General features: G+C 73.4%; 10 protein-coding genes. 8 read left to right on the forward strand and 2 right to left on the reverse strand.

What is annotated here, in order from left to right; genetic code table 11:
• The first annotated feature begins 5 nt into the window (after positions 1-5).
• From ACPPVO_RS02855 to ACPPVO_RS02880, 6 genes are all read left to right on the forward strand, one after another.
• On the forward strand, positions 6-1,262 hold the full coding sequence (locus tag ACPPVO_RS02855) for a cytochrome P450 family protein (protein WP_426509757.1): 1,257 nt from the start codon (positions 6-8) through the stop codon (positions 1,260-1,262).
• Positions 1,262-2,419, forward strand: a complete 1,158-nt coding sequence (locus ACPPVO_RS02860; protein ID WP_426509758.1) for a nucleotide disphospho-sugar-binding domain-containing protein — start codon at positions 1,262-1,264, stop codon at positions 2,417-2,419. Before ACPPVO_RS02855 ends, ACPPVO_RS02860 begins: the two co-directional genes overlap by 1 nt.
• Positions 2,416-3,849 (forward strand): NDP-hexose 2,3-dehydratase family protein, encoded by a 1,434-nt coding sequence (locus tag ACPPVO_RS02865; protein ID WP_426509759.1) that lies wholly within the window; start codon positions 2,416-2,418, stop codon positions 3,847-3,849. Before ACPPVO_RS02860 ends, ACPPVO_RS02865 begins: the two co-directional genes overlap by 4 nt.
• Positions 3,846-4,838 carry a Gfo/Idh/MocA family protein gene (locus ACPPVO_RS02870; protein ID WP_426509760.1) on the forward strand — a complete coding sequence of 331 codons (993 nt, stop codon included), beginning with the start codon at positions 3,846-3,848 and terminating at the stop codon, positions 4,836-4,838. Before ACPPVO_RS02865 ends, ACPPVO_RS02870 begins: the two co-directional genes overlap by 4 nt.
• A gap of 240 nt (positions 4,839-5,078) precedes the next feature.
• Entirely contained in the window at positions 5,079-6,698 is a 1,620-nt protein-coding gene (gene groL, locus ACPPVO_RS02875) for a chaperonin GroEL (RefSeq protein WP_426509761.1), read from the forward strand.
• Positions 6,699-7,102: 404 nt separating this feature from the next.
• Positions 7,103-7,972 carry a GNAT family N-acetyltransferase gene (locus tag ACPPVO_RS02880; RefSeq protein WP_426509762.1) on the forward strand — a complete coding sequence of 290 codons (870 nt, stop codon included), beginning with the start codon at positions 7,103-7,105 and terminating at the stop codon, positions 7,970-7,972.
• A gap of 98 nt (positions 7,973-8,070) precedes the next feature.
• Here ACPPVO_RS02880 and ACPPVO_RS02885 read toward each other — a convergent pair whose 3' ends face one another.
• On the reverse strand, positions 8,071-8,265 hold the full coding sequence (locus ACPPVO_RS02885; protein ID WP_426509763.1) for a hypothetical protein: 195 nt from the start codon (positions 8,263-8,265) through the stop codon (positions 8,071-8,073).
• Positions 8,266-8,357: 92 nt separating this feature from the next.
• On the opposite strand from ACPPVO_RS02885, the gene ACPPVO_RS02890 reads away from it, so the two are divergent.
• Positions 8,358-8,705 carry a membrane dipeptidase gene (locus ACPPVO_RS02890; protein ID WP_426509764.1) on the forward strand — a complete coding sequence of 116 codons (348 nt, stop codon included), beginning with the start codon at positions 8,358-8,360 and terminating at the stop codon, positions 8,703-8,705.
• 860 nt (positions 8,706-9,565) lie between these two features.
• Here the strand turns inward: ACPPVO_RS02890 and ACPPVO_RS02895 are convergent.
• Entirely contained in the window at positions 9,566-11,869 is a 2,304-nt protein-coding gene (locus tag ACPPVO_RS02895; protein WP_426509765.1) for a S8 family serine peptidase, read from the reverse strand.
• 62 nt (positions 11,870-11,931) lie between these two features.
• Here ACPPVO_RS02895 and ACPPVO_RS02900 point away from each other — a divergent pair, with 62 nt between their 5' ends.
• Complete coding sequence (locus tag ACPPVO_RS02900) at positions 11,932-13,503, forward strand: phytoene desaturase family protein (RefSeq protein WP_426509766.1); 1,572 nt, start codon at positions 11,932-11,934, stop codon at positions 13,501-13,503.
• The last annotated feature ends 345 nt before the right edge of the window (positions 13,504-13,848 follow it).

Consider the following 13,848-nt stretch of genomic DNA (forward strand, 5'->3'; position numbering starts at 1 on the left):
CCGGCATGACCGCCGTCGACCTGCTGCCCGATCCGTTCGCGGCTGAGCACGATGCCGACCCGTACGCCTACCTCGCCGGGCTGCGCGAAGCCGCGCCGGTGCACCGCGCCCGCACCGCCGACGGGCGGTGGGTCTGGTTCGTCACCCGCTACGCGGAGGCCCGGGCCCTGCTCGCCGACCCGCGCATGAGCCGCGACCCGCGCAACGCCGGCGCCGACTGGCTCGCCGCCAACCGGGCCAACCCGACCACGGACCCGGGCGTCATGGCGCCCCACGTCGGCATCACCGACGGCGCCGACCACGCGCGGCTGCGCCGGCTGGTGTCCGGCGTCTTCGCGCCCGGGCCGGTGCGGGCGATGCGGGCCCACGTCGACCGGCTCGCCCACGGCCTCGTCGACGCCCTCGCCGGGCGGGACGAGACCGACCTGGTGACCGCGTTCGCCGAGCCGCTGCCGGCGATGGTGATCTGCGAGCTGCTGGGCGTGCCCGAGGGCGACCGCGGGCAGTTCCGTGGCTGGATCCGGGCCGTCGTCGCCGACGACACCCAGGCCGGCCCCGAGGAGTCGGCCCGGCGGCGCCAGGCCGCGGTCGGCAACCTGTTCGCGTACTTCGACCGGCTCATCGCCGAGGCCCGCCGGGCGCCGGGGGAGGGGCTCGTCTCGACCCTCGCGGCCGAGGCGGCCGACGGCGACCGGCTCAGCGAGCCGGAGCTGCGCTCGATGCTGTTCGTGCTGCTCATCGGCGGCTACGAGACCACGCTGGGGTTCCTGGCCACCAGCGTGCTGCACCTGCTGGCCGACCCGGGCCGCTGGCGCGCGCTGCACGCCGAGCCCGGGCGCTGCGCGGACGCCGTCGAGGAGCTGCTGCGGTACGACGGATCGGTCAAGACGTCGTTCTGGATATTCCCCACCGAGCCGGTGCGGATCGCCGGCGTGGAGCTGCTCCCGGGCGACCCGGTGATGGTCTCCTTCGCCGCCGCCAACCGGGACCCGGCCGCCAACGCCGAGCCCGACCGGCTGCTGCTGGGCCGTTCCGACGCGCGGCACCTGGCCTTCGGGCACGGGCCGCACTACTGCCTCGGCGCGCCGCTGGCCCGGGTCGAGGCGAGCGCCGGCCTGGCCGCGCTGGCCGCCCGGTGCCCGGGGCTGACGCTGGCGGTACCGCCGCGGGAGGTTCGCTGGCAGCACAGCCCCATCGTGCGGGCCCCGCTCGCGCTGCCCGTGCACCCCGGGCGGGTCCTCGGCCGGTCGGGCGCCCGCTGATGCGCATCCTCTTCACCAGCTGGGCGTGGCCGTCCCACCTGCACCCGATGATCCCGCTGGCCTGGGCGGCCCGGCTCGCCGGGCACGACGTCCTGGTCGCCGGCCAGCCCGCCATCGTGCCCGAGATCTGCGCGGCGGGGCTGCCGGCCGCGCGCATCGGCACCGACGTGGACCTCGCGGCCCTCATCCCGAACATGCCCGGCGGGCCGGCGCGGGCGCGCGCCGCCGGGCGCCCGGCCGGGCACCCGCTGTCGATCTTCACGGCGATGGCCGGGGCGATGCTGCCGGGCCTGACCGAGCTGGTCGGGGCGTGGCGGCCGGACGTCATCGTGCACGAGCCGACCACGTACGCGGCCCCGATCGTGGCCGCCCGCTTCGGCCTGCCGCACGTGCGCCACCTGTGGGGCGTGGACTTCCCGCAGACCCTGCGCGGCTGGGAGGCCGAGGCCCTGGCCCCGCTGGCGGCGGAGGCCGGGGTCGCGGTGCCGGACCCGCGCGGCGCGTTCACCGTCGACCCCTGCCCGCCCGGCCTGCAGCTGGAGCCGGACGGCCCGCGGCAGGCGGTGCGGCACGTGCCGTACAACCGCGACGCCATCTGGCCGGGACCGCTGCCGCGCGCCGCGGACCGGCCGCGGGTCTGCGTGACGTGGGGCTCGGTCCTCGGCCGCTACGGCGGCGGCGGCAGCGACGCGGCCCGGGTGGTCGGCGCGCTCGCCAAGCTCGACGTCGACGTGGTCGTCACGGTGGCCGCGCGGGACCGGGCCGGCTTCGGTGCCGTACCCGACAATGTCGTGCTGCTGGAGCACGCGCCGCTGGCCCAGCTCCTGCCCGGGTGCGCGGCGATCGTCTCGCCGGGCGGCGGCGGCACCTTCATGACCGCGGTGGTGCTGGGCGTGCCGCAGGTGATCTGCCCGGGTGTACCCGACCAGCGGCTCAACGCCGTCCAGCTCGCGAAGGCCGGCGCCGGGCTCGACCTCGGCGGCCCCGACCCCGGCGACCAGGAGCTGCGCGACGCCGTGGAGCACCTGCTCGCCGGCCCCGGCTTCGCCGCCCGCGCCGCGGTCCTGCGCGACGAGTCCGCGGCCGCCCCTGACCCGACCGAAGTCCTGCGCCGCATCGAGGCGCTGACCAGTCAACGGATCGGAGACCAACCATGAACACCGCAACCGGCGTCCGGGACCTGCGGGTCTCCCTCGCCGAGCGCATCGCCCGCTCGGCGATCGCCCTGGACAGCCGCGTCACCCCGAACGACGAGTTCCACGCCTGGTGGGCCGGCCGCTCGGCCGCCCTGCGCCAGGAGGTACGCCGGATTCCCTTCGCCGAGCTCGGGCAGTGGTCCTTCGACCCGGTCACCGGCAACCTCGGCCACGCCAGCGGCAAGTACTTCCTCATCGAGGGCCTGCACGTGCGCAGCGACTACGGCCCGGTCGGGCAGTGGAGCCAGCCGATCATCCACCAGCCCGAGATCGGCATCCTGGGCATCCTGGTGCGCGAGTTCGACGGGGTGCTGCACTGCCTCATGCAGGCCAAGACCGAGCCGGGCAACTGCAACGACCTGCAGCTCTCGCCGACGGTGCAGGCCACCCGGAGCAACTACATGCAGGTCCACGGCGGGCGGGCGGTGCCCTACCTGCAGTACTTCCGCGAGGCCCGCCCGGAGCAGGTCGTCGCCGACGTGCTGCAGTCCGAGCAGGGCTCGTGGTTCTTCCGCAAGCGCAACCGCAACATGATCGTCGAGGTCGACGAGGACGTGCCGCTCGGCGACGACTTCCGCTGGGTCACGATCGGCCAGCTGCACCGGCTGCTCGCCGTGGACAACATGATCAACATGGACTCCCGCACGGTACTGTCCTGCCTGCCCTTCTCCGGGCCCGGCCTGGAGGGCGTGTTCTCGCACGCCGACGACGACTGGGCCGCGGCCATCGTGCACTCGCTGACCGGCGAGCGGGCCCGCCACACCACCGGCGAGATCATGAGCTGGATCACCGACTGCCAGAGCCGGCACGAGGTCGTCACCCGGCTGGTCCCGCTCAACCAGGTCGAGCACTGGCACCGCACCGACGACGCGATCTCGCACGAGGAGGGGCGGTACTTCAGCGTCATCGCGGTCGACGTCGAGGCCCGCGGCCGCGAGATCGCCGCGTGGCGCCAGCCGCTGCTGGAGCCGCACGGGCACGGGCTGGCCGCGTTCCTGGCGCGCCGGATCGACGACGTGCTCCACGTGCTGGTCAACGCCCGCGTCGAGCCCGGCTACCTGGACGTGGTCGAGCTCGCCCCGACGGTGCAGTGCACCCCGGACAGCTACGGGCACCGCCCCGCGCAGGAGCGCCCGGCCTACCTCGACGTGGTGCTCGGCGCGCCGCCGGACAGCATCCGGTACGACACCGTCCTGTCGGAGGAGGGCGGCCGCTTCCATCGCGCGGAGAGCCGCTACGTCGTGGTCGAGCCGGCCGACGACATCGAGGTCGAGGAGACCCCGGACCACCGCTGGATGACCCTGGACCAGCTCGCCGACCTGCTGCGCCACAGCCACTACGTCAACGTGCAGGCCCGCACGCTCGTGACCGGCCTGCGGGGGGCCTGGTGAGCGCCCCCTTGCGGGTCGGCGTGCTGGGCTGCGGCAGCATCGCTCAACGCAAGGCGCTGCCGGCCCTGGTCGCCGGCCCCGACACGGTCGTGGCGGCGATCGCCAGCCGGGACAAGGACAAGGCGGCGCGGTACGCCTCCGAGTTCGGCGGCGAACCGGTGGGCTACGAGGATCTGCTCACCCATCCGGGCGTGGACGCGATCTACCTCGCCCTGCCGACCGGCCTGCACCACGAGTGGACGCGGGCCGCGCTGGAGGCCGGCAAGCACGTGCTCGCGGAGAAGCCGCTGACCGCCGCGGCCGCGGACACCCGCGACCTGCTCGAGCTGGCCGAGCGGCGCGGGCTCGTGCTGCGGGAGAACTTCGTCTTCCCGTACCACGCCCAACACCGCGCGGTCCGGGAACTGCTGGCCGGCGGGCGGATCGGGTCGCCGCGCTCGTTCGACGCCGTGTTCTGCATCCCGCCGCTGCCGTCGACCGACATCCGCTACTCGCCGCGGCTCGGCGGCGGGGCGCTGCTGGACCTCGGGGTGTACCTGATCCGGGCCGCCCAGGACCTTTTCGGCGAGCTCACCCTCGTCGGGGCCACCCTGCGGGAGGACCCGCGGACCGGCGTCGACGTGGCCGGCAGCGCGCTGCTGCTCTCCGGCGGCGGGGTGATGGTGACGGTCCGGTTCGGCATGGAGCACGCCTACGGGTCGTGGTACTCGGCCTGGGGCTCCACCGGCCGGCTGCTGCTCGACCGGGCGTTCACGGCCCCGGCCACGCTGGAGCCCGTGGTGCGCATCACCGACGCCCTCGGCGAGCACGAGGAGCGCCTGCCCGCCGACGACCAGTTCCGGCAGGCCTTCGCGGCCTTTGCGGCGCAGGTGCGCGAGGGCCGCCACGAGCCCGATCCGGCCGTGCTACGCACCGCCGAACTGGTCGATGAGGTGCGGCGCAGCGCACGGCGGGCGTCGCCTCCGGATTCACCTCCCGGGGTTGCCTGATTGCTTGCACTCGCCGGGCCAGAGTGCTAAACAAGGACTTGGCACTCGCAACCGGTGAGTGCCAAGGTCGGGACGGTGCAGTCCTCCGGTGGGCAACCATCGAGAGGCTGGTCGTCGCGGGCTATCCGGCCCGACCGCCGGGGATCCCGACTGGGTCCTCGAAGGTGCGCAAGCAGGCGGTGCGCCGCCGGCCCCGCGTGGGTCGTGGCGAATCGTGAGTGTCCAGGAGGACAACGCCGAATGGCCAAGATTATCGCGTTCGACGAAGAGGCCCGCCGCGGTCTCGAGCGGGGCATGAACCAGCTCGCCGACGCCGTCAAGGTGACCCTCGGGCCCAAGGGCCGCAATGTCGTGCTCGAGAAGAAGTGGGGCGCGCCCACCATCACCAACGATGGTGTGAGCATCGCCAAGGAGATCGAGCTCGAGGACCCCTACGAGAAGATCGGCGCCGAGCTGGTCAAGGAGGTCGCGAAGAAGACCGACGACGTTGCCGGTGACGGCACGACGACGGCCACCGTGCTCGCGCAGGCGCTGGTCCGCGAGGGCCTGCGCAACGTCGCGGCCGGCGCGAACCCCATGGCCCTCAAGCGCGGCATCGAGGCGGCTGTCGCCGCCGTCGCCGACGAGCTGGCCAACCTCGCCAAGGACGTGGAGACCAAGGAGCAGATCGCCTCCACCGCCTCCATCTCCGCGGGTGACAACACCGTCGGCGAGATCATCGCCGAGGCGATGGACAAGGTCGGCAAGGAAGGCGTCATCACCGTCGAGGAGAGCAACACCTTCGGCCTTGAGCTCGAGCTCACCGAGGGCATGCGCTTCGACAAGGGATACATTTCCCCGTACTTCGCCACCGACAGCGACCGGATGGAGGCCGTCCTCGACGACCCCTACATCCTCATCGTCGAGTCGAAGATCTCCGCCGTGAAGGACCTCCTCCCCGTGCTGGAGAAGGTCATGCAGGCGGGCAAGCCGCTCGCGATCATCGCTGAGGACGTCGAGGCCGAGGCCCTGGCGACCCTCGTGGTGAACAAGATCCGCGGCACCTTCAAGTCGGTCGCCGTCAAGGCCCCCGGCTTCGGTGACCGCCGCAAGGCGATGCTCGCCGACATCGCCATCCTCACCGGTGGCCAGGTCATCAGCGAGACCCTCGGTCTCAAGATCGAGAACGCCGACCTGGGCCTGCTCGGCCGCGCCCGCAAGGTCGTCGTGAGCCGGGACGAGACCACCATCGTCGATGGTGCCGGTGACGCCGAGGCGATCAACGGCCGGGTCGCCGAGATCCGCGCCGAGATCGAGAAGAGCGACTCGGACTACGACCGCGAGAAGCTGCAGGAGCGCCTGGCCAAGCTGGCCGGCGGCGTTGCGGTCATCAAGGTCGGCGCGGCCACCGAGGTCGAGCTCAAGGAGCGCAAGCACCGCATCGAGGACGCCGTGCGCAACGCGAAGGCGGCCGTCGAGGAGGGCATCGTGCCCGGCGGTGGCGTGGCCCTGGTGCAGGCCGGCAAGACCGCGTTCGACAAGCTGGACCTCGTCGGCGACGAGGCCACCGGCGCGAACATCGTCAAGGTCGCGCTGGACGCCCCGCTGCGTCAGATCGCGGTGAACGCCGGCCTCGAGGGCGGCGTCGTCGTCGAGCGCGTGCGCAACCTGGAGCCCGGCCACGGCCTCAACGCCGCGACCGGCGAGTACGTCAACCTCCTGGCCGAGGGCATCATCGACCCGGCCAAGGTGACGCGCTCGGCGCTGCAGAACGCCGCCTCCATCGCGGCCCTGTTCCTCACCACGGAGGCCGTGGTGGCGGACAAGCCGGAGAAGGAGAAGGCCCCGGCCGCCCCGGGCGGCGGGGACATGGACTTCTGAGTCCACCCAGCTGAATCATCGCGGGTCGGCCCTTTCGGGGCCGGCCCGCTTTGCTGTTTTCCGCGACTTCGCGCCCGCCCCTTCCGCCGCGACTCGCTGTGCCGCCCGGTTTCGCGTTTGTCGGCGTCGGTTGTTCGACAAGGCGGGCGCTCGCCCTTCTGTCGTGATTCGCTTGTGCCGCCCGGCCGGGTTCGCCGCTTACGCCGGGACTCTGCAGCTGCTCCTGCGCGGTCGGGTCGGCCCTCGCTGGTCGATAAGTCGGGCGCTCCGCGCCGCGACTTATCGGATTTTTCGCCTGCCAGGGGATATGCCGCTTTCGCCGAGTTCCCCGGCCGCCTCGGATTTCGCTCACATCCTTGTGACCTGGGCGGACAGGGCGCAAAACAGTTAGGTATGTTTACCAAATGATCGGGGATCTCGACGACGTCGCCGGCGCCGGGGCGCTGCTCGGCCGCGCGCTCGACTTACCGGAGGACGCCGCCGAGGCGGAAGCGCTTGCCGCTCGGCTCGCGGCGCCGCCGCGGGGGAGGGCGGTGGTGAGGTTGGGGGCGGGTGACGGTACCGGCGCCGCGTTTGCCTCGATCAGTGATGCCGACCCGGGGCTCGGACACGTCGAGCTCCTGGCCGTGCTGCCGGAGGCGCGCCGGCGCGGCGTCGGTTCGGCGCTGCTACGGGCGGCCGAGGAGCGCCTCGCGGCCCTGGGCGCCACGCGGGTGCGCCTGGGCGGCAACCCGCCGTGCTACGCGTGGCCGGGCGTCGACGTGCGGTACACCCCGGCGGTGTGCCTGGCGCGCCGGGCCGGGTACAAGATGACCGACACCGCCTGGAACATGACCGCCGATCTGACGCTGCACAGCGCCGAGGCCGCCCTGGACGAGTCGCGCCTCGAGGGGCAGGGCGTGAAGGTGCTGCCGGCCGGCCCCGACACGCCGCGCTGGGTGCGCTCGATCTGGGGCGACGGCTGGGCGTGGGAGGTCGAACAGTCGCTGGGCCGCGGCGGCGCCGGCTGCTACGTCGCCGTGCGCGACGGCGAGATCCTGGGCTTCGCGGCGTACGGCGCGAACCGCCCGAGCTGGTTCGGTCCCATGGGCACGTCGCCGGCGGCGGAAGGGCTGGGCGTGGGACGGGTACTGCTGCGGCGTTGTCTTGCCGACCAGCGCGCGGCCGGACTGCGGGCGGCCCAGATCGGCTGGGCGGGCCCGATCGGGTTCTACTCCAAGGCCGTGGGCGCCCGGGTGGAGCGCGTGTTCTGGATCTACACCAAGGCGCTGTGAGCGCATGTGGGGCAGGCCGTGGGTCCGCCACGCTCCTGCCCCGCACACGTGCCGCCGTCGCCCGTGATCCCCCGTCATGCCACGGGCGTCGACGTCGCCTAGATGTCCGGCTGGTTCCCGCGCTTCTTCTGCAGCGCCGTCTGCTCCTGCTGCGTCTTCGTGCGGGCACGCATCGTCGCCGTGTTCGCGTTCGTGTTCTCGCCGGACATCATGTCGTCGGTGAGGTCCTGGTCCAGGTACCCGAGATCGTCTTCGCTGCGGTGCATGCCGCGCTCGATCTTGGACTTGCCCATGGGTTCCCCCTCATGTCGGCCCAACCTCACCATATGAGGACCGTTCGTATGTTGACGGCAAAACGAGCATTTCGGCGGCCTAGGGTCGGCCCATGGACGTGATGGACGGGCACAACGACCTTCCGTGGCGCCTGCGCATCCGCGCCGCCGCCGAACTCGACCTGAGCACCGACCTCCCACGCCTGCGCCGGGGCGGCGTGGGGGCGCAGTTCTGGAGCGTGTACGTGCCGAACGACCGCCCCGAGCCCCAGGCCGCGGTGCTGGTGGTCGAGCAGGTGGAGCTGGTCCGTCGCCTGGTCGCGCGCCACGGGTCGGCGCTGGCCCTGGCCACGAACTCCACCGAGGTCCGGATAAATCCGGACTTACTGAGGTTGGCGTGCCCATCACCGCAGCCGCCGTCTGCCTCGATTGGAATCCCCGCAAGCCAGGCGGCCGGTTGACGCGTTGGGGCCACGGAGGCTCTGAACGCCAAGGGCGCGCTCGTGCAAAAAGCCCGGGCCCGCGAAGCCCAAGACTTCGGTGAAAGGCTTGCGCCTGCAAAGCCGCCGGGTCCGCGAAACTCGCGACGTCGGTGAACGGGCTTGGGCCTGCAAATCTCGAGACGTCGGTGAACGGCTTGGCCTGCGAACGGCCGCGGCCCGCGAAGCGCGGTCCGCGGACGCCTTGTCCCGCCAAAAGCTCGTGGCCGGGGACGCGGGGCCGGACCGATTCCGCGAGCGCTGGCCTTCGAAGCGTGGCCGGCGAAAGGTGCGGCCGCCGCGGAGATTCGGGCGCTGGCACCGCTGGCTTTCTCCGGGCCGCGGGTGTCGCTCGGCGGGCCGTCGAACGCTGCTTACGTTCACGAGAGGCGATTCCGCTAACCGCGCGCGAGTGGCCGAAGGAGCCTTCCGCGTGCGAAGGGATGGAAGGGCCGAGAGCGCGCGAACGGCCGAGGGCGCCACGCACGTGCGACGGCCTTGAAGGAGCCGTACGCGAATGGCCGAGGGAGCATTCTGCGTGTGAGGGGGTTGAAGAAGCCGAACGGTCGAGGGGGTCATGCGCGTGCGGCGGGGGCGAAGGAGTCGTGCGTTCCCGAACGGGCGAAGAAGCTATCCGCGTGCGTGCGGCGGGGGCGTGCGTGCGCCAACGGCCGGAAAGAGCTGAGCGCGTGGAGTGGCCGAAATGTGGGCGTGGCGAAGGGGAAGTTGATGGCGTCGGCAGGCCGTGGGTGTTCGAAGGGTGCCGCGCTCCGCTTTCCAAAAGCACCATACAGCATCGACAAAAACCGATGTAATTGATCGATACGCACAGTAGTCGGGGGTTAAGCAGCGTTGTACTTCACTGCGGCCTCGACCGCTGCGTATGCGTCTACCAGGCCCGCGCCCACTGTATTCGACTCCGAGCCGCACGACGTGCCCCGCGGGGTGGCCGGCTTGGCTGTTGTTTTCAGGATTTCGCGCGTTCGGGCTATGTTGCCCGCCAGGGCCGGGTTCGCCGACCACATCAAGGCCACCACGCCCGCCACGTGTGGTGTGGCCATCGATGTGCCGCTCAGTACGTCGTAGCCGCCGCCCGGCAAGGCCGACAGGATGTCCACGCCCGGGGCCATGACGTCGGGCTTCGACAGGCCGTCCGCCGTTGGGCCCCGGCTCGAGAACTCGGCCACGCGCGCGGTGCGGTCCACGGCGCCCACCGTGAGGGTCGAGGCGAAGTTGGCCGGCGGGTCCGTGATGGAGCCGCAGCGCGGGCCCGTGTTGCCCGCGGCGGCCACGAAGAAGATGCCCGCGGCCGTGAAGGCGTTGATCGCGGGGCGCATGGAGTACAGGTCGCAGCCCTCGACCGTCGGGCAGCCCCACGAGTTCGTCAGCACCTGCGGGGCGCGGTCGGGGTGGCCGGCGTGCCAGGGGTCGGTGCCCGGCGAGTACGGCGCGAGCATGAACTGCAGGCACGTCAGGTAGTTGGCCATGCTGCCCAGGTTGCGGGGCAGGTTTTCGCACGCGATCCACTCGGCGCCGGGGGCCACGCCGACGCCCGCGCCGACCGCGGTCGCCACGGTGTGGGTGCCGTGGCCGTTGTTGTCCGTCGGGGTGGTGGCGCCGCCGTAGGGGTCGAGCCAGGAGTCGGGGCCGCCGCGGAAGTTGGCGTGCAGGGCCGGGTGGGTGCCGTCGACGCCCGAGTCCGAGCTGCCCACGACGATGCCCTTGCCGGTGCCGTACCTCGGCCAGACCCGATCCGCCCCGATCAGCGCCAGGTTCCAGGGCGTCCCGCTCGGGGCGGTCTGCGCGCCGTGCATCGGTTCGGCGGCGGCCGGCAGCGGGCGCAGCTGCGGGTTGAGCAGCACGTGGGCGACGTCGGCGCGGCCCGCCAGCCACTGCCGGGCGATCGGGCCGGCGTCCACCTCGACGCCGTTGACAAGGTAGAACGGCGTGTAGGACACGTGCTTGGAGCGCAGGTCGGCCCGCAGCGCGGCCTGGGTGCGCTCGGCCGTCGTCACCAGGCGCTCGTAGGTCTGCCGCACCCGCTCGGCCCGGTCGGTGACCGCGGACAGCCCGCTCAGGTCGGCCTGCTCGCGCATGACCACGAAGAGCCGTTCGCCGGTCAGGCCGGGCCGGCCGAGCCCGATGTACACCGTCGCCCCGGCCGCGGCCACCACGACGGCGAGCGCCGCGGCGAGCCAGGGGTGCCAGCGCACCCGCCGGAACGCGAGCAGCAGCGCGATCGCGGTGAGCAGAGCGAGTACACCCGCCGCCGCCGCGCCGATCGCGCCCCAGAAGAGCCCGTCGCGCAGGCCCAGGATGAGCGAGGTCTCGTCGGCGTCGACGAGCGCGAGGGGGCCGAACAGCACCGGGGTGAGCAGCGCGATCACCGAGGGCGCCCCGGCCCGGCGCAGCGCGGCCAGCGCGAACGCGGCCGGCGGCACGCACAGCAGGGCCAGCAGCTGGGCCGCCGGCTCGCCCACCCCGGCCGCCAGCGGCACCAGCGCGACCCCGGCGAGCAGCCCGCCGATCGCGGCGCGGCCCCACGAGTTGCCCCCGGTGGCCGTGCGCGCCGTCAGGGCGAGCAGCGGGCGGGTCGCGAGCCAGGCGATGGCGAGCGCGGCGACCAGTGCGAGGACGGTCTCGGTCGCGCCGCCGAGGGCGCCCACCCACAGCCAGGGCAGCAGGAGCAGCAGGCCGGCGGCGAGCGACAGCCAGACCATCCAGCGGTCCGGCTCCCCGCGCCGGTCCAGCCCCCCGCTGATGAGGCGGTGTGTCAGGGCCGCGGCGGCGGCGAGCGCGGCCAGGGCGGCCAAGTACAGCTCGTGGTAGGTCGGCGGCACGAGCCGGGCCAGCCCCAGCAGCGACCCGAAGCCGGCGGCGAGGGCCCACTGGCGCCCCGCTGTCCGCGCGAACGACACCGGCGACAGCAGCCCCAGCAGCAGCGCCGGCACCCCGACGAGCAGCAGGGTGGCCACCGCGACCACGAGCCACAGCACCCGCGGCGCGGACTTGCCCTCGATGGTGAGCGTGTCGGCGACGAGCCAGAGACCCGCGTTGGGCACCACGACGACGAGGGGCACCCACAGGCCGAGGACGATCGTGAGGGCGAGTGACCAACCCCAGATTCGACGCGAGGGTGCTGCCATGGTCGGGATGCTACGTCGCGGGTATGACGAAACGGGAAGGCGAGAGAAGGAGACTGGGGAGCATGACGGAAACGGTCGACGCGGTCGTCATCGGCGCCGGGCACAACGGCCTGGTCGCCGCGAACATGCTCGCCGACGCGGGCTGGGACGTCGCCGTCCTCGAGGCGACCGGGCACGTCGGCGGGGCCGTGCGCTCGGCCGAGATCACCGCGCCCGGGTTCCTCAGCGACCTGTGCAGCGCGTTCTACCCGCTGTCGGCCGCGTCCCCGCCGCTGCTCGCGCTCGACCTGGAGTCGCACGGGCTGCGCTGGACGCACGCGCCCGAGGTGGTGGCCCACCTCTTCCCCGACGGGCGCGCCGCGGTGATCAGCCGCGAGCTCGACCTCACGGTCGAGTCGCTCGAGCGGTTCGCGCCCGGCGACGGCAGGGCTTGGCGGCAGTGGTACTCCGAGTGGCGCCGTCTCGCCCCGCACCTCATTCCCGCCCTGCTCACCCCGTTCCCGCCGGTCCGCTCCGGGGCCCGCCTCGCCCGCGCCGCCGGCCTCGGGGGCGCGCTGCGGCTCGGCCGCCGGTTCCTGGTGCCCGCGCGCGTGCTGGGGGAGGAGACGTTCGCCGGCGACGGCGCGCGGATGCTGCTCACCGGGCTGGCCCTGCACACCGACCTGGCCCCCGACGACGCGGCCGGCGGCGGCTTCGGCTGGCTGCTGGCGATGCTGGCGCAGCAGCACGGCTTCCCGGTGCCCGAGGGCGGCGCGCAGCAGATCGTCGAGGCCCTCCTGCGCCGCTTCCCCGGCGTCGTGCACCGCAACGCGGCCGTCGAGGAGGTCATCGTGGGCGGCGGCCGGGCGCTGGGCGTGCGCTGCGCGGACGGGCGGCTCTTCCGGGCCCGCCGGGCGGTTGTCGCGGACGTGCCGGCGCCCCCGCTGTACCAGTCGATGATCAAGCCGGAGCATCTGCCCGGGCGGCTGCTCGCGGACCTGGCCGGCTTCCGCTGGGACAACGCCACGCTGAAGATCGACTGGGCACTGTCGGGCCGGGTGCCGTGGATCGCGCCGGAGGTCGCCGGGGCCGGCACGGTGCACCTGGGCGCCGACCCGGTGCGCTACGCGACGGACATCGCGGCGGGCCGGCTGCCCGAGGACCCGTTCCTGCTCGTGGGCCAGATGACCACGGCCGACGCGGCCCGTTCGCCGCTCGGGACCGAGTCGCTGTGGGCGTACACCCACATCCCCCACGGGAGCGGCGCCGAGGAGGTGTCGGCCCAGGTGGAGCGGGTCACCGACACCATGCGGCGGCACGCCCCCGGCTTCGACGACCTGGTGCTGGCCCGCTACGTCTCCGGCCCCGCGGAGCTGCAGGCCAAGAACCCCTCGCTGGTGGAGGGCGCGATCAACGGCGGGACGGCGGGGGCTTACCAGCAGCTCATCTGGCGGCCGACGCCCGGGCTGGGCCGGGCCGACACGCCGATCGACAAGTTGTACCTGGCCAGCTCCAGCGCCCACCCGGGCGGCGGCGTGCACGGCGCCCCCGGCGCGAACGCGGCCCGCGCGGCGCTGGCCCGAAACCGTCCGGTCCTGGGCGACGCCTACGAGGCCGCGATCAAGGGAGCCCTGAGCCGCATCTACCCGCGCTGAGCGGCGGCGCAACGGCGCGACGGCGCGTGACGGACCTACCCCGCGCTGAGCGGCGGCGCAACGGCGCGACGGCGCGTGACGGACCTACCCCGCGCTGAGCGGCGGCGCAACGGCGCGACGGCGCGTGACGGACCTACCCCGCGCTGAGCGGCGGCGCAACGGCGCAATGGCGCGTGACGGACCTACCCCGCGCTGAGCGGCGGCGCAACGGCGCGACGGCGCGTGACGGACCTACCCCGCGCTGAGCGGCGGCGCAACGGCGCAATGGCGCGTGACGGACCTACCCCGCGCTGAGCGGCGGCGCAACGGCGCAATGGCGCGTGACGGACCTACCCGCGCTGAGCG

Source organism: Dactylosporangium sp. McL0621 (assembly GCF_049995355.1).
In the GTDB taxonomy this organism is placed as follows: domain Bacteria; phylum Actinomycetota; class Actinomycetes; order Mycobacteriales; family Micromonosporaceae; genus Dactylosporangium.

What these genes read in the sequence shown, in the direction of transcription:
- ACPPVO_RS02855 (WP_426509757.1), top strand. Translation starts at nt 6, where the DNA reads ATGACCGCCGTCGACCTGCTGCCCGATCCGTTCGCGGCTGAGCACGAT.
- ACPPVO_RS02860 (WP_426509758.1), top strand. Translation starts at nt 1,262, where the DNA reads ATGCGCATCCTCTTCACCAGCTGGGCGTGGCCGTCCCACCTGCACCCG.
- ACPPVO_RS02865 (WP_426509759.1), top strand. Translation starts at nt 2,416, where the DNA reads ATGAACACCGCAACCGGCGTCCGGGACCTGCGGGTCTCCCTCGCCGAG.
- groL (WP_426509761.1), top strand. Translation starts at nt 5,079, where the DNA reads ATGGCCAAGATTATCGCGTTCGACGAAGAGGCCCGCCGCGGTCTCGAG.
- ACPPVO_RS02880 (WP_426509762.1), top strand. Translation starts at nt 7,103, where the DNA reads ATGATCGGGGATCTCGACGACGTCGCCGGCGCCGGGGCGCTGCTCGGC.
- ACPPVO_RS02885 (WP_426509763.1), bottom strand. Translation starts at nt 8,265, where the DNA reads ATGGGCAAGTCCAAGATCGAGCGCGGCATGCACCGCAGCGAAGACGAT.
- ACPPVO_RS02890 (WP_426509764.1), top strand. Translation starts at nt 8,358, where the DNA reads ATGGACGTGATGGACGGGCACAACGACCTTCCGTGGCGCCTGCGCATC.
- ACPPVO_RS02895 (WP_426509765.1), bottom strand. Translation starts at nt 11,869, where the DNA reads ATGGCAGCACCCTCGCGTCGAATCTGGGGTTGGTCACTCGCCCTCACG.
- ACPPVO_RS02900 (WP_426509766.1), top strand. Translation starts at nt 11,932, where the DNA reads ATGACGGAAACGGTCGACGCGGTCGTCATCGGCGCCGGGCACAACGGC.